General features: G+C 74.7%; 14 protein-coding genes and 1 pseudogene. 6 read left to right on the top strand and 9 right to left on the bottom strand.

The genetic code is table 11. The features are described 5' to 3' along the window. Window positions 1-29 precede the first annotated feature (29 nt). Window positions 30-1916 carry a DUF6350 family protein gene (locus ACFXGN_RS20895; RefSeq protein ID WP_384861167.1) on the bottom strand — a complete coding sequence of 629 codons (1887 nt, stop codon included), beginning with the start codon at window positions 1914-1916 and terminating at the stop codon, window positions 30-32. Window positions 1917-2035: 119 nt separating this feature from the next. On the opposite strand from ACFXGN_RS20895, the pseudogene ACFXGN_RS20890 reads away from it, so the two are divergent. Further along, a pseudogene (locus ACFXGN_RS20890) lies at window positions 2036-2185 on the top strand (helix-turn-helix domain-containing protein); the annotation flags it as partial. 243 nt (window positions 2186-2428) lie between these two features. Beyond that, on the top strand, window positions 2429-3610 hold the full coding sequence (locus tag ACFXGN_RS20885) for a sigma factor-like helix-turn-helix DNA-binding protein (RefSeq protein ID WP_384861428.1): 1182 nt from the start codon (window positions 2429-2431) through the stop codon (window positions 3608-3610). Window positions 3611-3765: 155 nt separating this feature from the next. Here ACFXGN_RS20885 and sucD read toward each other — a convergent pair whose 3' ends face one another. The 6 genes from sucD to ACFXGN_RS20855 all read right to left on the bottom strand — a co-directional run bounded on the left by sucD (window position 3766) and on the right by ACFXGN_RS20855 (window position 11877). Beyond that, window positions 3766-4650, bottom strand: coding sequence for a succinate--CoA ligase subunit alpha (gene sucD, locus ACFXGN_RS20880; protein WP_351787740.1), 885 nt, complete (start codon window positions 4648-4650; stop codon window positions 3766-3768). A 20-nt stretch (window positions 4651-4670) separates the two neighbouring features. Further along, window positions 4671-5849 (bottom strand): ADP-forming succinate--CoA ligase subunit beta, encoded by a 1179-nt coding sequence (gene sucC / locus ACFXGN_RS20875; RefSeq protein WP_384861164.1) that lies wholly within the window; start codon window positions 5847-5849, stop codon window positions 4671-4673. A 764-nt stretch (window positions 5850-6613) separates the two neighbouring features. Beyond that, window positions 6614-7864, bottom strand: coding sequence for a vWA domain-containing protein (locus ACFXGN_RS20870; protein WP_384861161.1), 1251 nt, complete (start codon window positions 7862-7864; stop codon window positions 6614-6616). Further along, complete coding sequence (locus tag ACFXGN_RS20865; protein ID WP_384861160.1) at window positions 7861-10176, bottom strand: DUF5682 family protein; 2316 nt, start codon at window positions 10174-10176, stop codon at window positions 7861-7863. Before ACFXGN_RS20865 ends, ACFXGN_RS20870 begins: the two co-directional genes overlap by 4 nt. Further along, complete coding sequence (locus ACFXGN_RS20860; RefSeq protein ID WP_384861158.1) at window positions 10173-11330, bottom strand: AAA family ATPase; 1158 nt, start codon at window positions 11328-11330, stop codon at window positions 10173-10175. Before ACFXGN_RS20860 ends, ACFXGN_RS20865 begins: the two co-directional genes overlap by 4 nt. Window positions 11331-11463: 133 nt before the next feature. After that, entirely contained in the window at window positions 11464-11877 is a 414-nt protein-coding gene (locus ACFXGN_RS20855; protein ID WP_384861155.1) for a hypothetical protein, read from the bottom strand. Window positions 11878-12024: 147 nt separating this feature from the next. Here ACFXGN_RS20855 and ACFXGN_RS20850 point away from each other — a divergent pair, with 147 nt between their 5' ends. Together ACFXGN_RS20850 and ACFXGN_RS20845 are read left to right on the top strand one after the other, a co-directional pair. Next, window positions 12025-13377 (top strand): SWIM zinc finger family protein, encoded by a 1353-nt coding sequence (locus ACFXGN_RS20850; protein WP_384861152.1) that lies wholly within the window; start codon window positions 12025-12027, stop codon window positions 13375-13377. Between the two features lie 598 nt (window positions 13378-13975). After that, entirely contained in the window at window positions 13976-15706 is a 1731-nt protein-coding gene (locus ACFXGN_RS20845) for a DUF5691 domain-containing protein (RefSeq protein ID WP_384861426.1), read from the top strand. 163 nt (window positions 15707-15869) lie between these two features. Here ACFXGN_RS20845 and ACFXGN_RS20840 read toward each other — a convergent pair whose 3' ends face one another. Next, entirely contained in the window at window positions 15870-16277 is a 408-nt protein-coding gene (locus ACFXGN_RS20840; protein ID WP_366439595.1) for a cobalamin B12-binding domain-containing protein, read from the bottom strand. A 301-nt stretch (window positions 16278-16578) separates the two neighbouring features. On the opposite strand from ACFXGN_RS20840, the gene ACFXGN_RS20835 reads away from it, so the two are divergent. Together ACFXGN_RS20835 and ACFXGN_RS20830 are read left to right on the top strand one after the other, a co-directional pair. Further along, entirely contained in the window at window positions 16579-17433 is an 855-nt protein-coding gene (locus tag ACFXGN_RS20835; protein ID WP_384861149.1) for an esterase/lipase family protein, read from the top strand. A 274-nt stretch (window positions 17434-17707) separates the two neighbouring features. Further along, on the top strand, window positions 17708-19390 hold the full coding sequence (locus tag ACFXGN_RS20830; RefSeq protein WP_384861146.1) for a M23 family metallopeptidase: 1683 nt from the start codon (window positions 17708-17710) through the stop codon (window positions 19388-19390). An 81-nt stretch (window positions 19391-19471) separates the two neighbouring features. Here the strand turns inward: ACFXGN_RS20830 and pcrA are convergent, their stop codons facing one another. Continuing rightward, window positions 19472-21919: a DNA helicase PcrA gene (pcrA, locus tag ACFXGN_RS20825; protein ID WP_384861143.1), complete on the bottom strand. Its 2448-nt coding sequence runs from the start codon at window positions 21917-21919 to the stop codon at window positions 19472-19474. Window positions 21920-21925: the final 6 nt, after the last annotated feature.

Raw genomic sequence — 21925 nt, 5'->3', positions numbered from 1 at the left:
GCCTTCGGGGGCCGGGGCTCCCCCGCGCGTCAGGACGTGGGCCCGCCGGTCCCCCCGGCCGGGTCGTCGGGATCCGCCGGGTCCGTCGGGACTGCCGGGACCACCGGGGGTGGTGCGGCTGGTGTGGTCGGCGTGGTCGGCTCCCAGGCGGCGGGCAGATAGTCGTACGGCTCGAAGCCGGAGTCCTTGTAGATGCCGGAGTCCCTGTAGGGGTCGTACGAGTCGTACGGAGCCCCGCCGGGACCGCCGTCCTCCTCCGTCCCGCCGCGCCCTGTCTCGGGCCGCGCCGAAGGGGGCGGGGTGCCGGGCTCGGATACGGGGCCGGAGCCCGTCCCGGACCCGGATACGGGCGCGAGCGCGGCCGTCGTCCCCGGCACTGCCCCCGGCGCCGTCCCCGGTCCGGACGCCGTCCCGGACCCCTGGGCCGCCGTCCCGGACCCCACGAGCAGCCCGGACAGGGCGCCGAGGCCGAACGGCCACTTCCGCCGGGCCCGGGGCCCCGGGCCGGCCGCCGGGGCCGTACCCGCACCGGACGCCGTACCCGCACCGACGTCCGGGCCCGCCCCGGGGTCCACGACGGCCCCCGGAGCCGTACCGGACCCCGGCCCGGACACCGGGGCCGTACCGGCCGTCGTGGCCCGTCCCCGCGCCGGGGCCGTACCGGCCGTTCCCCCTGACCCGAAGGCCGCCGTCCAGGCCCGGCCGGGCTTCGGGGGGCGTTCCGCACGGGGGACGCGACGGCCCCAGGCCCGTACGCACAGCGCCGTCGGGACACCCGCGCAGGCGCCCCACAGGACCGCCGCCGCCCCCGCCTGCCACCACACCGGGCCGAACGCCGAGAGCCTGCCGCTCCCCAGCGGGCCGCCCGCCGCGCAGGCGAGGACCGCCACGGCCGCCCCGCACCCCCAGGCCGCGCCCAGCGCGGTGAGGGCCGTGTCCCGGGCCTGCCAGGTCCGGGCCGCCCGGCCCACCCGGCGGCCCTGGAACACGGCCGCGAGCAGCGGCACCGCCACGGCCGCCCAGTGCGGCCAGGAACCGCGCGGCTCGGTGGGCAGCGCCGCGAGCAGCGGGAAGGGCGGCAGCGCCGGGTCCCCTGCGAGGCCCAGCGGGGTGGCGAGCGCGCCCGTACCGAGGGTGAATCCGGGGCCGAGCCCGTACGCGGCCCCCCAGACGGCCATGTTCGGGAGCAGCGCCAGGACGAGCAGCAGCACCGCCGCGCGCCCCGACCACTCCCCCGTGAGCCCGGCGTACGCCGTCTGCGCCCGGCCCGCGTGCCAGGCCAGCGAGACCGCGGCGGTGACCGCGCCGCCGCCCAGCAGGGTCACGAGACCCAGTCCGGTGGCCCGCAGGGCGACCGCCGCCTGCCGCCGTCCGGGCAGCGGACGGCCGAGCGCGGTCCACACCCCGGCGCCCGCCGCCGCCGTCACCACGGCGGGCAGCCAGAACCCGGCGGTGAGCAGGTCGGCGGGCAGCCTCCCGCCTTCGGCGTAGACCACCACCACGGCCGCGACCAGCAGATATCCCCCGGTGACGGCGGCCACCGCGCCACCGGCGGTGAGGCGCGGACCGGCGCCCTCGGCACCCCGGTCGAGGGTGTCGCGGGCCGCCCGGTGGACGAGCCAGACGGGCAGCGCGGACAGCAGCAGCGGGACGACGCCGAGCGGGGCGGGCAGCCCGCTCAGGGTGTCCGTGCGGACGAGGTCGACGCCGTGGGACAGCAGCCAGAGCCCGGCGGCCAGGCGCAGGGCCCCGTCGGCGCCGCCGTCCGGGTACGGGGAGCTGATCCAGGCCGCGACCACCAGGACCGCGAGGGCGCCGAGACCGAGTCCGGCGGCGACCCCGCCCCGGACGCAGGCGGTGGCGAGCACGGTGGAACGACCGCCCTGGACCAGGGGGTGTTCGGTCACATGGGTCACGGGGTCATGCTGCCAACGACACGCGCTTTTGCCGCGTAACAGGCAAACCTCGGCTGTGTCGCTCAATATACGTTTATGTACTTTTCCGCCCCCAGCCGCTCTGTGGGAGGTCGACACCGATGAGCCGGAGCCCCGCGGATTCCGCATCCGCCGTCACCCTGCCGACCCCGAAGGAGCGGCGCAGGTTGCGTGAGGCCCTCGCGCTGAGCGAGGAGCAGGTCGCCGAGGCCGTGGGCGTCACGAAGGCCACGGTCAGATCGTGGGAGACGGGACGCTCGTCCCCCCGGGGCCGCAAGCGCGAGGCGTACGCGAGACTGCTCGGCGCACCGAGCGGCGGGGCACGGGCCGACCGCCCGTCGACGGCGGGGGCACGGCCGTCGGGCCCTGAGCGGCCGGAAGGGTCCGCGCCGCCGGAGCGGTCCGGGCGGTCCGGGGCCGGGGGGCCGTCGGGCGGGGAGCCACGGGGGGAACCGAACGGGGACCCGAACGAGAAGCCGAACGGGGTTCAGGCCGTGACCGGGTCCGGGCCGGTGCCCGACGCCGGAGCCGTGCCCGACGCCGGGGCCGTATCCGACGCCGGAGCCGTGTCCGGGGCTCGGGGCTCGAACGGGGCCGGGGCCCCGGCGGAGGCGGGGGCCGCGAACCGGTCCCCCCTGAAGCGGCACCCGCAGCCGCAGGCCAAGTCACCCGTACGGACGCAGGCCGTCGATTCCGCCGGAGTACGGCCGAGGGCCGCCGCCCAGCGGACCGCCCGGCCGCCGAAGGCCCCCGCGCCCGCGCCCGCCATCACCTCGGGCCCCGCCCGCAAGGGCGCCCCCAAGCCGAAGGAGCGCCTGAGACAGACGGCCCCCGAGGAGGCGCGGGAGGAACGGACACCGGAACCCGCCGCGCCGGGCCCCACGCCCGAGGAGGCCTTCGACGCGCTCTACGCGCACGCCGCCCCCGGGCTCGTCCACCAGACCCATCTGCTGACCGGGCGCCGCGGTCTCTCCCGCGAGGCCGTCGAGTACGCCTTCCACCACGCCTGGCAGCACTGGCCCGAGGTCGCGGTCGACCCCGACCCGGTGGGCTGGGTGCGGGCGACGGCGTACGAGTACGCCCTCTCCCCCTGGCACCGGATGCGCCGCGCCCACAAGCACCCCGACGCCCCGCCCACGGAGGCGGACCGGCGGGCCCTGCTCGGCGCGCTCCTCGAACTGCCGCCGCCGTACCGCCGTACCGTTCTGCTGTACGACGGGCTCGGCCTCGACCTGCCGGAGACCGCCGCCGAGACCGAGGCCAGCACCCCGGCCGCCGCCAACCGGCTGCTGCACGCCAGGACCGTCCTCGGACAGCGCGTCCCCGAGCTGGCCGAGCCCGAGGCGCTGCACCGGCGCCTCGGCGCGCTGGTCGCCGAGGCGCCGACGGCGACCCTCCCGCCCGCCCGTACGGTCCGCACCGGCAGCGACCGCAGGACCAGCGTCTGGACCAGGGCGGTCCTCGGGGTGACGGCGGTCCTCATCGGCGTCACGGGCTTCGCCGCGGCGACCGCCCCGACCCACTACCTCCCGGTCAACGTCCCCGGCGAGACCGTCAACGGCGTCCCCGTGCGCGGCGGCCCCGAACAGCTCCGCCCGGAGGACGTGGAACTGCGCGACAGCCTGCGCTCCGAACCGAACCCGGGCCCGGAACGCCTGATCCCGGCGGCCGAGTAGCCCCGGACGGACGCGGCGCCGGACGCCGGACGGGCCCGGAGGACGGGCCGGGTGACGTGAGAGGGCCCCGCCCCCCGCCCGGGTGACCGGGCAGGGGGCGGGGCCCTCTCGTACGGCTGTCGGCTGCTGCCTCCGGCCGTCGGCGGTGAGCCGGTTCAGCCCGCGAGGATCGCGCGCGCCAGCTTGGCCGTCTCGGTCGGCGTCTTGCCGACCTGGACGCCCGCGGCCTCCAGGGCCTCCTTCTTCGCCTGGGCGGTGCCGGAGGAGCCGGAGACGATGGCACCGGCGTGGCCCATGGTCTTGCCCTCGGGCGCGGTGAAGCCCGCGACGTAGCCGACGACCGGCTTGGTGACGTTGGCCTTGATGAAGTCGGCCGCACGCTCCTCGGCGTCGCCGCCGATCTCACCGATCATGACGATCAGGTCGGTCTCCGGGTCGGCCTCGAAGGCCGCCAGGGCGTCGATGTGCGTGGTGCCGATGACCGGGTCGCCACCGATGCCGACGGCGGACGAGAAGCCGATGTCACGGAGCTCGTACATCATCTGGTACGTCAGCGTGCCGGACTTCGAGACCAGGCCGATGCGGCCCGGCTTCGTGATGTCGCCCGGGATGATGCCGGCGTTGGACTGGCCCGGGGTGATGAGACCGGGGCAGTTCGGGCCGATGAGGCGGGTCTTGCCGCCCTTCTCCACGGCGTACGCGTAGAACGCGGCCGAGTCGTGGACGGCGATGCCCTCGGTGATGACCACGGCGAGGGGGATCTCCGCGTCGATCGCCTCGACGACGGCGGCCTTCGCGAAGGCCGGCGGCACGAAGAGGACCGAGACGTCGGCGCCGGTCTCCTTCATGGCCTCGGCGACCGTGCCGAAGACGGGGATCTCGGTGCCGTCGAAGTCGACGGACGTACCGGCCTTGCGCGGGTTCACGCCACCGACGATGTTGGTGCCGTCACCCAGCATGAGCTTGGTGTGCTTCATGCCCGTGGCACCGGTCATGCCCTGGACGATGACCTTGCTGTCCTTGTTGAGGAAGATAGCCATGGCTCTGGTTCCCTCGTCCCTTACTTCGCAGCCGCGAGCTCGGCGGCCTTGTCGGCCGCTCCGTCCATGGTGTCCACGCGCTGCACCAGCGGGTGGTTGGCGTCCGACAGGATCTTGCGACCCAGCTCCGCGTTGTTGCCGTCGAGGCGCACGACCAGCGGCTTGGAGACCTCTTCGCCCTTGGAGGCGAGCAGCTCCAGGGCCTGGACGATGCCGTTGGCGACCTCGTCGCAGGCGGTGATGCCACCGAAGACGTTGACGAACACGGACTTGACGTCCGGGTCGCCCAGGATGATCTCCAGGCCGTTCGCCATGACCTCGGCGGAGGCGCCGCCGCCGATGTCGAGGAAGTTGGCCGGCTTCACGCCGCCGTGGTTCTCACCGGCGTACGCGACGACGTCCAGGGTCGACATGACCAGACCGGCGCCGTTGCCGATGATGCCGACCTCGCCGTCGAGCTTGACGTAGTTGAGGCCCTTGGCCTTGGCGGCGGCCTCCAGCGGGTTGGCCGCGGCCTTGTCCTCCAGGGCCTCGTGCTCCGGCTGGCGGAAGTCGGCGTTCTCGTCGAGAGACACCTTTCCGTCCAGGGCCAGGACGCGCCCGTCCTTGGTCTTCACCAGCGGGTTGACCTCGACGAGGAGGGCGTCCTCGGCGACGAAGGTGTCCCACAGGGTCACCATGACCTCGGCGACCTTCTCGGCCACCTCGGCCGGGAACTGCGCCTGGGCCACGATCTCGCGGGCCTTGACGATGTCGACGCCCTTGTTGGAGTCGACGGGCACCTTCGCGAGCTTCTCGGGGGTCGTCGCGGCGACCTCCTCGATGTCCATGCCACCGGCGACGGACGCCATGGCGAGGAAGGTGCGGTTGGTGCGGTCGAGGAGGTACGAGACGTAGTACTCCGCCTCGATCTCCGGGGACAGCTCGGCGATCATCACCTTGTGGACCGTGTGGCCCTTGATGTCCATCCCGAGGATGTCCGTCGCGCGGGCGACGGCCTCGTCGGGGGTGGCGGCCAGCTTGACGCCGCCGGCCTTGCCACGGCCGCCGACCTTCACCTGCGCCTTGACGACCGACTTGCCGCCAAGACGCTCGGTGGCCTCGCGCGCCGCCTCAGGCGTGTCGATGACTTCACCGGCCAGCACCGGTACACCGTGCTTGGCGAAGAGGTCCCTCGCCTGATACTCGAACAGGTCCACGCGCGTCCGTCCCTTTTCTGATGATCGCGGTTCGTTGTCTGCGTGGGCGTGCCGCGAAGGGCAACGTGACTGCGCTGTCACAAGGAAGGCGTACACGGTGGCCGTGGACGCGGCATGTCCGTCTCGCAGGTTATCGCCGTGGGACGTAGGTCCCTAAATCGCAGATCACAACCGAGCGGTGATACGGGTCACAGATCGTAGGGACCGGGGGACCCTCCGCAGGGGGCGGCGGACCGGACCGGACACCCCGCACGGCAGGTGGCGCTTGGGCTCCCGCTTCCGCGCGACACGCCGGAGCCCCTGGTGGGACGCCCCTGACAGGGGGTGTGACATGGGACTCAGTCCTCCCGAGGACACCCGTGCGAGTGGCCCGGACACAACGGAATCCGCACCGGCGGACGGGCACGGACGAACCCGGACGGGGGAGGCGGGAGATCCGGACGGGGCCAGACGGGCCGGACGGTACGGGTCCGGGCCGGGCGGTCACCGCCGGGACCGCGCGGGGGCCCACGGGAGTCGGGGGGGGCTCCGGGGATGGGGGCCGGGGCAGCGGGCCGGAGGTCGGGGATCGGCGATCGGGCGCGGCTGCGGCCTGCGGGCCTGGGCAGGGGGCCGCGCGGGTCGGCTGTGGCCGGTCACCGGTCGGCCGCGAGTGGTCGGCTGTCGGCTGTGAGTCGTCGGACACCGGTGGCCGGTGGCTGGTGGCTGGTGGCCGGTGGCTGGTGGCTGGTGGCTGGTGGCTGGTGGCTGGTGGCTGATGGCCGTCAGTCGACGGGGATCGGCAGCGGGCGGTTCTCCAGGGCGGCGGCCATCACCTCCGGGAACAGGTCGGGAGTGCACGCGAAGGCCGGGACACCGAGCGCGGCCAGCGCCGCCGCGTGCTCGCGGTCGTACGCCGGGGTGCCCTCGTCGGAGAGGGCGAGCAGCGCGACGAACCGCACGCCCGAGGCCTTCATCGCCGCGACCCGCTTCAGCATCTCGTCACGGATGCCTCCCTCGTACAGGTCGCTGATGAGGACGACGACCGTGTCGGCGGGGCGGGTGATCCTCGACTGGCAGTGGGCGAGCGCGCGGTTGATGTCGGTGCCGCCGCCGAGCCGGGTGCCGAACAGGACGTCCACCGGATCGTCGATCAGATCGGTCAGCTCGACGACGGAGGTGTCGAAGACCACCAGCCGGGTGGCCAGGGACCGCGTCGACGCCAGCACCGCGCCGAAGACGGCGGCGTACACGACGGAGGCGGCCATCGAGCCCGACTGGTCGACGCAGAGGACGACCTCCTTCCTGACCGCCCGGGAGGCGCGCCCGTGGCCGACGAGCCGCTCCGGGACGACCGTGCGGTGCTCGGGCAGGTAGTTCTTGAGGTTGGCGCGGATCGTACGGTCCCAGTCGATGTCCCGGTGGCGCGGGCGGCTGATCCGGGCGGAACGGTCGAGGGCCCCGGTGAGCGTCGCGCGGGTGCGGGCGGCGAGGCGCTCCTCCAGGTCGTCGACGACCCGGCGCACGACGGCGCGCGCGGTCTCCCTGGTGGTCTCCGGCATGGCCTTGTGGAGGGAGAGCAGGGTGCCGACGAGGTGGACGTCCGGCTCGACGGCCGCCAGCGTCTCCGGCTCCAGGAGGAGGGTGGAGAGGCCGAGCCGGTCGATGGCGTCGCGCTGCATGACCTGGACGACGGAGCCGGGGAAGTACGTACGGATGTCGCCGAGCCAGCGGGCGACGGAGGGCGCGGAGGCCCCGAGCCCCGCCGAACGCTCCCGTCCGGCGCGCTCGGCGCCGGGGGTCCCGCGCCCGTAGAGCGCGGCGAGCGCCCCGTCCACGGCGGCGTCGGTCCCGGTGAGCCCCCGCCCGGTCCCTTCGGCCTCCCCGCCCCCGAGCACGAGCCGCCACCGCCGCAGCCGCTCGTCGTCCCCGCAGCCGGGCGGCCGGACGCCCGGCCCGCCGGTCGGCCCGGTGCCGGAGGGGATCGCGGCGACGGCCGGGACGGCTGCTCGGGCGGGGTCCGTGGGTGTGGTCATGGTGTGGTCTCCCGGCCGAGGACGAGGTGGAGGAGGGGCAGGACGGCGTCCGCCCGTTCCCGGTCGGGCGCCGGGGCGAAGCCGGGGGTGCCCGGCACGGGGCGCCGGGAGCCGCCCGGCCCGCGCGCGACCAGTTCGCCGAGGGTGCGGCGGACCCCGGGCTCGTACTCCGAGAACGTCCGGCGGAGCAGCGGCAGGACGCCGGTGAACGCCTCGGCGGGCACCCTGGTGAGCCAGTCGTCGACCAGCCCGAGGAGCCGCTCGTCGTGGACGAGGAGCAGCCCCCCTCCGGACGCCCCGCCGACGAAGCCGTCGATCCAGGCGGCGGCGTCGGCGGGCGGGGTGCCGGGCGAGAGGGCCCGGCTCATGAGCGGGGCCGTCTCCTCGTCGGTGATCCGGCCCTCGTCGAGGAGCAGCCGGGCGGCCCGGCCCCGGAGGACGCCCGGTACGCGGTCGCGGTCCGCGAGGCGGCGCAGGACGCCCGCCCAGCGGTCGGCCGTCCGCCCGGCGGCGGGCAGCAGCCCGAGGGCCTGGTGGACCCCGTCGATCCGCTCGCGCATGGCGGTGGCCGCGTCCGCGTCGAGTCCGGCGCAGGCGGGCGGCAGACCGACGCAGATCCGCTCCACGAGCCCGGTGGCGACCTCGGCGAGGGCCGCCGTGTCCGTGCCGCGCACGTCCCCGTAGCGCAGGGCACGGGCGAGGGCCGGGAAGGCCTGGGCGAGCCGGGCGACGTCGGTGTCGAGCGCGGCCCGGTCGGCGAGCGCCCGCATCACGGCGGGCAGCGCGTCGGCGAGCCCGGCGAGCAGGCACTGCTCGGCGAGGGCGGTGATGTCGGCGAGCCCGGTCGCCGCCCGCGCCCGGGAGCGGGCACGGGCGGTGGCGGCGCCCTCGACGGTGGTGCCCCAGACGCCCGCCTCGGCGACCTGGACGTGCAGTTCGGGTTCCCAGCGCAGCCGCCAGGCCTCCCGGAAGGTGCCGGTTCCGGCGCGTCCGGCGGCCGGGGTGCCCCAGGTGACGCCGAGGAGCCGCAGCCGGTGCAGGAGTCGGCTGCGCTCGCCGTCGGTGTCCTCGCGGAGGTCGAGGTCAAGGTCCCGCTCGGCGGCCTCGGGCCGCAGGCGCAGGGTGCGCTGGCGGCGGGTCAGGTCGCGCTGGAGGGGGACGGCGGGGGCGCCTTCGGGGACCCGGCCGAGCACGTCCCCGACGACGAGCCGGTCCCGTACGAGGGCGAGGGGCACGTCGGAGCCCTCGCAGAGGACGGAGCGGACGGCGTCGGTGGTCTCGTCGAGGCCCGGGCGCGGTCGTCCGCGCAGGGCGGCGAGGGCCTCGGCGAGGCGGACGGCCTCGATGACGTGGGCGGAGGAGACGGGGTGGTCCTCGGCCCTGAGGAGCCGGGCGGCCTCGGTCATCCATCGTTCGACGGGCCGGTCGGGCGCGCCGAAGAGGTGGGCGTACCAGCCGGGGGCGTCGATGCCCGCGCCGTATCCCGAGCGCCGGGCGAGCCTGCGGTGGGTCCAGGGGACCCAGGTCAGCTCGGTCCGCACCTTGGGCAGGCCCTTGAGCAGGGCCCGGTCGGCGGCGACGGTCGTCCGCCGGGCGAGGGCGGGGACGTGCCAGGCGCCGCAGACGACGGCGACGGCGTCCCCGAACTCCTTGCGGGCGGCCCGGAGGCGGAGCCGCATGTACGCCTCGCGGACGAGGTCGCGGGGCTGGCCGCCGTGTCCGTAGGTCTCGCGGAGCGCGCCCATGGCCTCGGCGAGCGCTTCGAAGGGGGCGGTCGGGTCGCCGTCGCCGCGCAGTTCGACGACGTCCTCCCACCAGCGCTCGGGGTCCTCGTACCCTGCGGCCCCGGCGAGTTCGGCGATCGGGTCGACGCGCGGGCCGTCGTCGGCCGCCCCGTCCCCGTGGCCGTCCCCGGCGGGGCCGGTGGCGGCGAGGGTATGGGTGGCGGGCAGGTCGATGAAGCGGACGGCGGCGCCCCGGTCGAGGGCCCAGCGGATGGCGACCCACTCGGGCGAGAAGGCGGCCAGGGGCCAGAACGCGGCCCGTCCGGGGTCGTCCACGGCGTGGGCGAGGAGGGCGACCGGGGGGCGCATGGCGGGGTCCGCCGCGAGGGTCACGAGGGCGTCGGCCTCGGCGGGGCCTTCGACGAGGACGGCGGCCGGATTCCCCGCGTCCAGGGCGGCGCGCACACCGCGCGCCGAACCGGGGCCGTGGTGCCGCACCCCGAGCAGGAGCGGTCCGGCGGCCGGGGCGGCCGGGCGCGGGGTCCGGCCGGGGGCGCGGGCGGCGGGCGGCGGGGCCGTGGGGGTCATGTGCCCACCTCGCGGCAGGCGCGGTAGAAGTCCTTCCAGTCGTCCCTCTCCCTGACGACCGTCTCCAGGTACTCCTGCCAGACGACCCGGTCGGCCGCCGGGTCGCGGACGACCGCGCCGAGGATGCCCGCGGCGACGTCGGCGGGGCGCAGGATCCCGTCCCCGAAGTGGGCGGCGAGGGCGAGTCCGCCGGTGACGACGGAGATGGCCTCGGCGGTGGAGAGCGTGCCCGAGGGGGACTTGACCCTTGTGCGGCCGTCGGTGGTGACGCCGTCCCGCAGCTCGCGGAAGACGGTGACGACCCGTCGGATCTCGTCGGCCCCGGCCGGGACGGCGGGCAGGGCGAGGGCGCGCCCGAGCTGTTCGACGCGGCGGGCGACGATGTCGACCTCGGCCTCGGGGGTCGCGGGCAGGGGCAGGACGACGGTGTTGAAGCGGCGGCGGAGCGCGCTGGAGAGCTCGTTGACGCCCCGGTCGCGGTCGTTGGCGGTGGCGATCAGGTTGAACCCGGGGACGGCCTGGACCTCCTGGCCCAGTTCGGGGACGGGCAGGGTCTTCTCGGACAGGACGGTGATGAGGGTGTCCTGCACGTCGGCGGGCATACGGGTGAGCTCTTCGATACGGGCGGTCATGCCGAGGGACATCGCGCGCATGACGGGGCTGGGCACGAGGGCTTCCCGGTCGGGGCCGTGGGCGAGGAGCCGGGCGTAGTTCCAGCCGTACCGGACGGCTTCCTCCGGGGTGCCCGCGGTGCCCTGGACGAGGAGGGTGGAGTCGCCGCTGACGGCGGCGGCGAGGTGCTCGGAGACCCAGGTCTTGGCGGTGCCGGGCACGCCGAGCAGCAGCAGGGCCCGGTCGGTGGCGAGCGTGCTGACGGCGACCTCGACGATGCGGCGGGGTCCCACGTACTTGGGCGTGATCACCGTCCCGTCGGGGAGGGTGCCGCCGAGAAGGTAGGTGGCGACGGCCCACGGCGAGAGGCGCCAGCGGGCGGGGCGGGGCCGGTCGTCGGCGGTGGCGAGCGCGGCGAGTTCACCGGCGAAGGCGTGCTCGGCGTGCGGCCTCAGGACCTCGGCGGCGGCCTGTGGCCGCGCCGGTCCGGCGTCCGTCTCGACGCCGGAACCGGGCTGCGCGACGGTTTCGGGCACGGTCATGGATCCCCCTCCAGATCGTTCGACCTGCTGTGGGATCCACCGTGCACCATGCCACTGACAATCGGATGTCTCCGCTGGTCAGGGGCAGTTGGAGGGGTTCATCGGCGCGGGAGGGCCAGCGGGTGCGGGAGGGTCAGCCCACGATGGGCGAGACGGCGACGCAGCCGCCCGCCATGGCCTGCTCGGCCTTGGCCTCCTTGAGGACCTTGCCCTGGTAGGTGATCTTGCAGGTGAGGTCGGCGGGGTTCAGCGAGACCGGCATGACGGCCGGCGGCATGATGCCCGTCAGCTTCACGGTCTTCTTCCACGGCGTCGTGGGCTTCTTCTCGGACTCGATCTTCGGCTCCATCGCGGTGCCGTCACCGGCGTGGTACTCGATGGTCTCGATCCCCTTGCCGGTGACCTCGTACGTGACTTCGTAGGTCTGCTTCACGGACTTGTCGACCTGCTCGACGGCCTTGTCCGTGACCGCGGAGCAGGCGCCGAGGCCGAGGGCGAGACCGGTGACGGCGAAGGCCGTGGCGGCGGTGCGGGCAGTGCGCTTCATGGGGGTCCCCCTGGACGCGAGAGGTGGATCGGTCGGTCCGCGCAGGCAATCTTAAAGGGAGGGTAAAGTCAAATCGCCCCGGGCCCTTTCCCCGCCCCAACTAGCAGGCCAGAGCCGTTGTCAGTGGCGGCCTCTACCGTCGGGGACATGAATGCCATGGGGGTGCGGCGGACCACGGAGCAGGTGCTGGCACTGGCTCCTGACCAGGCGACGCGCAGAGCGGGGAGCGAGCTGGGCGCGGCCGGATCATGGCCGGAATCGGGCCATGGAGGGGGCGCCGTCTGGGGCCTGTGCCGGGACAGCGGCGGCACGACCCACCGGACGGCCGTCGACACCGCGGGGCCCGCCTTCCACTGCGGGTGCCCGAGCCGGAAGTCCCCCTGCGAGCACGCGCTCGGACTGCTGCTGCTGCACGCCTCGGACGGTACGGCGCCCGGGGAGTCCACCGCGCCCGACTGGGCCGCGCGATGGCTCGGAACCCGTCGCGGGCGGACCGTGGCCCCGGCCCCGGCCCGCCCGGTCGAGGACAGGTCCGCCGGGCGCCCGGCGGACCCGGAGGCGGCGCGCCGCAGAGCCGCGCGCCGGGCGGCCCGGATCACCTCGGGCACCCGTGAACTGGAGCAGCGGCTCGCCGATCTGCTGCGCGGCGGCCTCGCGGCGGCCGGGCAGCCGGGGTACGGACTGTGGGAGGAGACGGCCGCCCGCATGGTCGACGCCCAGGCACCGGGCCTCGCGGGCCGGGTCCGGGAGCTGGGCGCGATACCGGGCTCGGGCCCCGGCTGGCCGGTGCGGCTCCTGGAGGAGTGCGCGCTGACGCACCTCCTGGACCGTGCCTGGCTCGGCGCCGACCGGCTGCCCGCGCCGTTCGCCACCACGGTACGGACCCGGGTGGGCCTCCCCTCTCCGGTCGAGGGGGCCCCGGTGCGCGATCATTGGCTGGTTCTCGCCCAGTACGACGCGGGGGACGCGCGGCTGACCACCCGGCGCGTCTGGCTGTACGGCACGACCGGCGGGCGCACCGTGTTCCTGCTCTCGTACGGGGCGGCGGGCCGGGCTCCCGCGCTGTCCCTCCCGGTGGGCGCGGTGCTCGACGGCGAACTGACCCCGCACACGGGCTCCGGGCAGCTGAGGGCCGAGCCGGGCGAGCACTTCGTCCCCGTCACCGCGTCTGCGGGCCCGCCACCGGGCGGCCCGGTCGGGGCGGCGCTCGCCGCGTACGGCGGGGCGCTGCGGGACGACCCGTGGCTGGACTCCTGGCCGGTGACCCTGAGCGGGGTCGTACCGACGCGCGCGGAGTACGGCTGGCAGCTCGCCGACGCGGACGGCCGGGAGGCACTGCCCCTGACGTCCGCCGCCCAGTCGCGGCCCGGACTCTGGCGCCTGGTCGCCCTGTCGGGCGGTGTACCGCTGACCGTCTTCGGGGAGTGCGGGCACCGGGGCTTCACCCCGCTCACCGCCTGGTCCCCGGAGGCCCCGGACGAGGCGGTCCCCCTCGTATGACCCCCGCCGACCGGACACCCCGCACGGGCCGCACCGCCCTCACCGACCGGAGGCACCGATGAAGACGGACACGACACCCCCGGCCGCCGCCCGTGCGGCGGGTACGACGACACCCGAGCGGCCGACGACCGGCACGGCGAACGCGCTGACGCCCGGGGCCCGGCGGAGCCCCCCGCCCGGGCGGAACACCGGAACGACCTCGCCCGCCGAGGAGAGGAGCGGGCCGGGAGCGGAGGAAAGGGGCGCCGCACCCGATGACGGAACGGACCGCGCGGACCGGGACGCCCGGACCGAGGACGGGGCGGAGGCCACGGGCGTGGGGGAAGGGGGTGCCACGGCCGTGGAAGGGGCGCGGGCGGTGATCGCCGAGGACCCGATGACCGCGCCCACCGGCGGACCGGGCGGCGCGGACCTCGCGGACCGGGACGTCCCCTCCCTGGACCTCACGAACCCGAGCGTCACGGACCTGAGCGCCCCCTCCCCAGGCATCGCGGGCCCGGACACCATGGCCTTCCGGGCCGGGGGTGCTTCGGGCGGCGGCGGGGCGGGGGGTGCGGATGCCGAGGGCCGGGCCTGGGAGGAGTTGGTGACCGCCGCGATGCTCGGTACGGACCGGCGTGCCCCCGGCGGGTTCGCCGGGACCGGCGGCGGGGAGCTGCCGGGCGCGCTCCTCGGCGCCGCCGCGGTGCACACCGTACGGCGCAGGGCGGGGCTGCGGCCCGGTCCCGCCGCGCCGCTGCCGGAGCCCGCGCCCGCCGACCCGCGCGGCCGACTGCCCGAGGCGGCCCGACGGCGGCTGGAACAGTTGCTCGCGGGCCGGGCCGCGCCCTCGCCCTCCGGGCGGCGCGGGGCCGTTCCCGACCTCGCCGAGCTGCTCCCCCAGTGGCTGACACTCGCCAACCGGCATGGTTTCAAGGCGCCTTCCGCCGTCCTGCCCGCCCTGCTCGACGCGGCGCGCGCCCGCACGGACCTGAGGCCGCAGGCGCTCCGGCTGGCCGGGGCACGCGGTCTGTGGCTGGCCCGGCAGAACCCCGAGTGGCGGTTCGCGCTGCGGGGTTCGGGCGCGGGCGGCTTCCTTCCGGACCCCGGGGACGAGAAGGGCGTACGGGCCCTGTGGGAGGAGGGCCTGTTCGCGGAGCGGGTCGCCCTGCTGGCCGCCGTACGCGCCGAGGACCCGGCCGCCGGGCTCGCCCTGCTCGCGGGCACCTGGTCCGTCGAGCGGGCGGAGGACCGGCTGATGTTCCTGGACTCGCTGCGGGGCGGACTCTCCGACGCGGACGAGGAGTTCCTGGAGGCGGCCCTCGGCGACCGGAGCCGCAACGTCCGGGCCACCGCCGCCGAACTGCTGTCCGCGCTTCCTCGCTCGGCGCTGGCGGGCCGGATGGCGGGCCGGGCCGTCTCGTGCGTGGGGCTCGACCGGACGGCGCGGACACCCTCGGTCGTCGTCGAGGCCCCGCACGAGTGCGACGCGGCGATGCGACGGGACGGTGTGGTGGCGACGCCCCCGGCCGGACGGGGCGAGCGGTCCTGGTGGCTGGGCCAGTTGGTGGAGGCGGCCCCGCTGTCCTGCTGGCCGCCCCGGTTCGGCGGGCGCGGCCCCGAGGCGATCGTGGCGCTGCCGGTCGGCGACGACTGGCAGGCGGAGCTGCACGCGGCCTGGTGCAGGGCCGCCGTGCGGCAGCGGGACGCGGCCTGGTCGCGGGCGCTGCTCGGCGCACCGTCGGCGCCTCCCGCGACGGGACCGGGCACGTCGTCGCTCGCGGAACGGGCCCAGTTGCTGTCGACGCTGCCCCCGGCGGAGCGGGCGGACTGGGTGGCGTCGTTCATCGCCGCCCACGGACTGTCGGAGGCGTTCCAGCTGCTCGGCGTGTGCGACGTGCCGTGGGCGGCGCCACTGGGCGAAGCGGTGGTCGACGCCCTCGACATCGCGCGGGAGGCGGGCAGTTACCCGTGGAGCTTCAGTGGCGTGATGGGGCTCGCGGAGCGTTGTCTCGCCCCGGAGTCGGCCCGGCACCTGGACGCCCTGACGGCCCGGCCGGACGAGACGGACGAGGTCGCCCCCGGCGCGGGCGGCTACTGGTCCGAGGCGTTCCAGCGACTGGTCTCCACCCTCCGGCTGCGCGCGGCGATGCACGCCGAACTCGCGGAGGCGCCGCCCGCGCCGGACCTTCCACCGAAGCCGGACACGGAACCGGTGCCGGAGCCGGGCCCGGTACCGGAGCCGGGCCTTTCGCGGACACCGGACGCGCCTCCGGTGCCGGGCACACCCCCAGGACCGTCACCGTCACCGGGCCCGGCGGTCACCCCGTACACCTCATCAGGCTCGTAGACCTCATGGATCCTGCGGCTCTCGTGAGCCCCGCAGACCTCGTGGACCTCGAAAGGCGCGAAGGGCCGGGGCCCGCGAGGACGCCGGACGCGCCGAAGGGCCCTCCCCCGGGGAAGGGCCCTTCTGAAAGGAGGACGGGCAGGTCACCCGGCACGGAAGGGGCTCACGCGGCCACGCGGACGTTCGCGTTGACCCAGTCGACGATGGAGGCGGTCGTGGCGCCCGGCGTGAAGATCTCCGCCACGCCCTTCTCCTTCAGCGGCGGGATGTCCGCCTCCGGGATGATGCCGCCGCCGAAGACCTTGATGTCCTCCGCGTCACGGTCCTTGAGCAGTTCCAGGACCTTCGCGAACAGGGTGTTGTGCGCGCCCGAGAGGATCGAGAGGCCGATCGCGTCGGCGTCCTCCTGGATCGCGGTGTCGACGATCTGCTCCGGAGTCTGGTGGAGCCCGGTGTAGATGACCTCCATACCGGCGTCCCGCAGTGCCCGCGCGATCACCTTGGCCCCGCGATCGTGGCCGTCGAGACCCGGCTTGGCCACCACCACGCGGATCGGACCGGTCACACCCATCACTGCCTCCACATGCGACCCCCGCGCCTGATTGCCGGGGAGGTGAACGAACGTTATCCCCAGCATCCCGCACGCAGCAGTTTCGCGGCGGCGAGCGAGGGGGAAATCACACGTGGGACATGTTCGCTCCGCGTCACACCCCGCTTTCGGGCCCTCCTCCTGGGCCCACCAGCCGCAAGCGGGGCGGGGCGCGAAGGGAGCCGCGACGAGGTCGCCGCGTCTCCGTGCCGTCGTCCGTGCGGCGCGGAGACGCGGTGCGCCGACGTGCCGTCCGGCCCCCGCGCCGTTCGGGAGGCCGGCCATGGAGTTCGCCGAGGTCACCACCCTGATGAAGGCCACCGCCCTCGAACTCGCGATCCTCACCGGCCATCTGGTCCTCTATCCCACGGGGATCGCCGCCGAGCGCCGCTCGTCCCCGGAGCCTCCGGCGCCGCTCTCCCCCGCCCGGCGCCCGGTGGTGCTGCTGCACGGTTTCGTGGACAACCGCTCGGTGTTCCTCCTGCTGCGCCGCTCGTTGACGCGGCACGGCCGTGACCGCGTCGAGTCGCTCAACCACTCGCCGCTGACCCGCGACCTACGGGCCGCCGCCGCGCTCCTCGGCCGCCGGGTGGAGGAGATCGTCACCCGTACGGGAGCCACCGAGGTCGACATCGTCGGGCACAGCCTGGGCGGTCTCATCGCCCGTTACTACGTGCAACGCCTCGGTGGTGACGCCCGGGTGCGGACCCTGGTCACCCTGGGCACCCCGCACTCCGGCACCACCGTGGCACCGCTGGCCGACGCGCATCCGCTGGTCCGGCAGATGCGGCCGGGTTCCGGGGTGCTGCGGGAGCTGGCGGGTCCGGCGCCGGGCTGCCGGACCCGGTTCGTGAGCTTCTGGAGCGATCTGGACCAGCTGATGTCGCCGGTGGAGACGGCCCGGCTCGACCACCCCGACCTGCTCGTGCGCAACGTACGGGTCAGCGGGATCGGGCACTTGGCGCTGCCCGTGCATCCGACGGTCGCCGCCGGGGTCCTGGAAGCCCTCGACGCGAACGACCCGGAGGCGCCGGGCGCGCGGACGGACGGGCCGGAGGCGCGGAGGGCCGGATCGGAAGCGCGGAGGGAGAGGCCGGAGGCGCGGAAGGAGGGGCCCGGCGCCGCGTCCGTCGCGTGACGCACGGGGACGACCGGCCGGGCGCCCCTCGGCGCACGCGAAGATCACGGACACGCGGGAACCGCTTTTCGAACGCTTCTCGAACACAAGGCCAAAGCTCGCCCCGTGAGCTGGCGAAACACGGCCGATTGCCCGTTTCCTACGGCAGCGAACCCATCTGAAGATTGTCGGTTGCACAGGCCGCCGGGTACAGTCGCGCCACTGCTTACCCCCGGGACACCCCTCGACGGGCCCGCCCCGGACCGGTCCTGTTGCCGAGGCGAGAGAGACGTTGGTGAACGACCAGCACCCCCACGCCGGGTACGTCGGAGACGACGCCCACACCACCAACGGCTTCGGCGTCGATCCGCTCTTCGGCTCGTACGCCACCGGCCAGGCCGACCACAGCGGACAGTGGGACCTCACCACGTACGACACCACCGGGACGTACCCGACGACGGGTCAGTACGACACCGCACAGCAGCAGACCGCCCACACCCACGACACCACCGGGCAGTGGGACACGACCGGCCAGTGGGACACCACGGGCCAGTGGGACACCACCGGCACCTACGACACCACGGGCACGTACGCGACGACGACCACCCCGTACGACGCCGCGCAGCAGACCACCGGCACGTACGACACGGCCTCGGCCTCGGCCTCGGCCTCGTACGACACCACCGGTCAGTGGGACGCCTCCGCCTGGACCGAGGCCCAGCAGACCGGCCAGTACGAGAACCTCCACTCCGGCGCCTACGCCGCCCAGGGCACGTACGGCCACGAGGCCTACGACACCACCGGCCAGTGGGCCGCCCCAGCCTTCACGACCGACACCGGCGCCTACGACGCGACCGCGTGGAACACCGCCCCCGAGGCCGAACCGGTCGTCCCGCAGCAGTACGCGCCGGGGCCCGAGCACACCGCCGAGTTCGCGTTCGACTACGCCACCGCGGCGGCCGGGCACACCGAGGACCCCGCCCCCCTCGACCCCTCCGAGGACACCGGTTTCGAGGCCGGGAGCCACGACGCCGAGTACGCCGACGACCACGGGTTCGCCGAGGACACCGCCGCCCACCAGGCCGGTTTCGACGACGACGGCGATCACGAGCCGGACACCGGGTCCGACGTCGACGGCACGCACGGCGACACGCACGCCGCCGAGCTCCGCACCGGCTCCCCCGTCGCGGGCCGCCCCGTGCGCCGCCCCTCCGGCGGCAGCCGGGGCCGTCGCCGTACCCCCGCCAAGCGTTCCGCGCTCCTCACCGTCGCCGTCCCCTCCGCCTGTGTCATGGGCGTCGCGGGCATCGCCGCCGCCTCCGTCGGCGGTCTCACCGGCTCCGGCGCCGACGGCGGCAAGACGGAGAACACCACCGCGCTCGCCGCCTCCGACCCCGCCTCCGTCAAGCAGGTCGCCGCCAACAACGCGCTCGACACCCAGCTCGCCGCGCTCAGCGCCGACGCCCGCGACTTCGGCGACCGCGCCAGCCGCACCCAGGAGCGCATCGACCTCCGGCAGCGCCAGGAGGCCGACCGGAAGAAGCGCGAGGCCGAGGCCGCCCGCAAGGAGGCGCTGCGCCCCAAGTTCGTGCTGCCGGTGAAGCTCCACCAGCTCAGCGCCCGCTTCGGACAGTCGGGCGTCAACTGGATGTCCGTGCACACCGGCATCGACTTCCCCGTCCGCGAGGGCACGCCCGTGATGGCCGCCACCGACGGCACCGTCCGCACCCAGCTGAACAGCGCCTACGGCAACATGGTCATCGTCACCGCCCCCGACGGCACCGAGACCTGGTACTGCCACCTCAGCAGCCCCAAGTTCCGCTCCGGCCAGGTCAAGGCCGGGGACGTCATCGCGTACTCCGGTGACACCGGCAACTCCACCGGCCCGCACCTCCACTTCGAGGTCCGGCCCGGCGGCGGCTACGCGATCGACCCGCTGGCCTGGCTGCGCAGCCACGGGCTCGACCCGACCCGCTGACCGCACCCCCTCGGCCACACGACGACGGGAGCGTGCCCCGCCTTCCGGCCGGGCCCGCTCCCGTCGTCGCGGGAGACCCCGCTACAGCTTCTCGACCGGCGCGTACCTCAGCAGCAGCCGCTTCGGCTTCTCGTCGCCGAAGTCGATCGTCGCCTGGGCGTCCGCGCCCACACCGGTCACCGCCACCACCGTGCCCAGACCGAACTGGTCGTGCGTGACCCGGTCACCGGCCTGGAGCGAGATCACCGGCTTCTCCCCGGCCCGCCGGGTCGCGAACCCCGAAGGACCGGAACGCGTCCGCGAGGAGGACAGCGACGAGGTGATCCCCGAGGTCGGCCCGGCGGGCTTCACCATCGGCCCCGTCCGCTTCCACTCCAGGTGCGTCGCCGGGATCTCCTCCAGGAAGCGCGAGGCCGGGTTGTACGAGGGCTGTCCCCAGGCGCTGCGCATCGACGAGCGGGTCAGGTAGAGCCGCTCACGGGCGCGCGTGATGCCCACGTACGCCAATCGCCGCTCCTCCTCCAGCTCCTTCGCCTGGCCGAGGGCGCGCATGTGCGGGAACACCCCGTCCTCCATGCCCGTCAGGAACACCACCGGGAATTCGAGGCCCTTGGCGGTGTGCAGCGTCATCAGCGTGATGACGCCCCGGCCCTCCTCGTCGTCGTCCGGGATCTGGTCGGAGTCGGCGACGAGCGCGACCTTCTCCAGGAACTCGGCGAGCGTCGCGGGCTCCTCGCCGCGCTCCTGCTCGAACTCCAGCGCCACGGCGGCCAGTTCCTGGAGGTTCTCGATACGGGTCTCGTCCTGCGGGTCCGTCGACGCCTGGAGCTCGGCCAGATAGCCGGTGCGCTCCAGGACCGCCTCCAGGACGACCGCCGGGCCAGCGCCGGACTCGACGACGGTGCGCAGCTCGTCCATGAGCGCGTTGAACCGCTTGACCGCGTTCGCCGAGCGCGCGGCCATGCCGTACGCCTCGTCGACCCGCTTGAGCGCCTGCGGGAAGGTGATCTTCTCGCGCAGGGACAGCGCGTCGATCATCGCCTCGGCGCGCTCGCCGATGCCCCGCTTGGGGACGTTGAGGATGCGGCGCATCGGCACGTTGTCCTCGGGATTGGCGAGGACGCGCAGGTACGCGAGGACGTCCCGGACCTCCTTGCGCTCATAGAAGCGCACACCGCCGACGACCTTGTAGGGCAGTCCGACCCGGATGAAGATCTCTTCGAAGACGCGGGACTGGGCGTTGGTCCGGTAGAAGACGGCGACGTCTCCCGCCTTCGCCTCGCCCGCGTCCGTGAGCCGGTCGATCTCGTCGGCGACGAACTGGGCCTCGTCGTGCTCGGTGTCGGCGACGTAGCCGGTGATCTGCGCTCCCGCGCCCGCGTTCGTCCACAGGTTCTTGGGACGGCGGGACTCGTTGCGCTCGATGACGGCGTTGGCCGCCGAGAGGATCGTCTGGGTGGAGCGGTAGTTCTGCTCCAGGAGGATCGTCGTCGCGTTCGGGTAGTCCTCCTCGAACTGGAGGATGTTGCGGATGGTGGCGCCGCGGAAGGCGTAGATGGACTGGTCGGCGTCGCCGACGACACACAGCTCGGCCGGGCCGAGGTCCTCGTCACCGGTGCCGACGAGCTCCCGCACCAGGGTGTACTGGGCGTGGTTGGTGTCCTGGTACTCGTCGACGAGTACGTGGCGGAAGCGGCGGCGGTAGTGCTCGGCGACGTCCGGGAACGCCTGGAGCAGATGGACCGTCGTCATGATGATGTCGTCGAAGTCCAGGGCGTTGGCCTCGCGCAGCCGTGCCTGGTACATCCGGTACGCCTCGGCGAGCGTCTTCTCGAAGCCGTCGACGGCCTGGTCGGCGAAGCTCTCCTCGTCGATCAGCTCGTTCTTGAGGTTCGAGATCTTGGCGCTGAACGACTTCGGCGGGAACTTCTTCGGGTCGAGGTCCAGGTCACGGCAGACCAGGGACATCAGCCGCTTGGAGTCGGCGGCGTCGTAGATCGAGAAGGAGGAGGTGAAGCCGAGCCTCTTCGACTCGCGGCGCAGGATGCGGACGCAGGCGCTGTGGAAGGTCATCACCCACATCGCGTTCGCCCGCGGCCCGACGAGCTGCTCGACGCGCTCCTTCATCTCGCCCGCGGCCTTGTTGGTGAAGGTGATCGCCAGTATCTGGCCGGGGTGGACGTGCCGGCTGCCCAGGAGGTGGGCGATGCGGTGGGTGAGGACCCGGGTCTTCCCGGAGCCCGCGCCCGCCACGATGAGCAGCGGGGTGCCGGTGTGGACGACGGCGGCGCGCTGCTGCTCGTTCAGCCCGTCCAGGAGGGCGGCGGGGTCCACCACGGGCCGGGGGTGCCCGTCCCGGTAGTACGCGTCCCGGGGCGGGGGCGCGTCGAAGTGCCCCCCGAAGAGGTCGTGCGGGACCTCCTCCGTGGCCGGAGCGCGGTGCTCGTCGTCCTCGGGGTGGGGCGGCGGCTCCTCCGAGGAGTGGTTCTGGAGGCCGGCCAGGAAGCTGTCGTCAAAGAGGCTGCTCATCGCCTC

Origin of the sequence: Streptomyces sp. NPDC059247 (assembly GCF_042754005.1) — a bacterium.
In the GTDB taxonomy this organism is placed as follows: Bacteria; Actinomycetota; Actinomycetes; order Streptomycetales; family Streptomycetaceae; genus Streptomyces.
Note: the sequence above shows the minus strand (reverse complement) of the source record. Positions and strands in the feature narration are given on the sequence as shown.

What these genes read in the sequence shown, in the direction of transcription:
- sucD (WP_351787740.1), bottom strand. Translation starts at nt 4,650, where the DNA reads ATGGCTATCTTCCTCAACAAGGACAGCAAGGTCATCGTCCAGGGCATG.
- ACFXGN_RS20870 (WP_384861161.1), bottom strand. Translation starts at nt 7,864, where the DNA reads ATGACCACACCCACGGACCCCGCCCGAGCAGCCGTCCCGGCCGTCGCC.
- ACFXGN_RS20865 (WP_384861160.1), bottom strand. Translation starts at nt 10,176, where the DNA reads ATGACCCCCACGGCCCCGCCGCCCGCCGCCCGCGCCCCCGGCCGGACC.
- ACFXGN_RS20860 (WP_384861158.1), bottom strand. Translation starts at nt 11,330, where the DNA reads ATGACCGTGCCCGAAACCGTCGCGCAGCCCGGTTCCGGCGTCGAGACG.
- ACFXGN_RS20855 (WP_384861155.1), bottom strand. Translation starts at nt 11,877, where the DNA reads ATGAAGCGCACTGCCCGCACCGCCGCCACGGCCTTCGCCGTCACCGGT.
- ACFXGN_RS20850 (WP_384861152.1), top strand. Translation starts at nt 12,025, where the DNA reads ATGAATGCCATGGGGGTGCGGCGGACCACGGAGCAGGTGCTGGCACTG.
- ACFXGN_RS20845 (WP_384861426.1), top strand. Translation starts at nt 13,976, where the DNA reads ATGCTCGGTACGGACCGGCGTGCCCCCGGCGGGTTCGCCGGGACCGGC.
- ACFXGN_RS20840 (WP_366439595.1), bottom strand. Translation starts at nt 16,277, where the DNA reads ATGGGTGTGACCGGTCCGATCCGCGTGGTGGTGGCCAAGCCGGGTCTC.
- ACFXGN_RS20835 (WP_384861149.1), top strand. Translation starts at nt 16,579, where the DNA reads ATGGAGTTCGCCGAGGTCACCACCCTGATGAAGGCCACCGCCCTCGAA.
- pcrA (WP_384861143.1), bottom strand. Translation starts at nt 21,919, where the DNA reads ATGAGCAGCCTCTTTGACGACAGCTTCCTGGCCGGCCTCCAGAACCAC.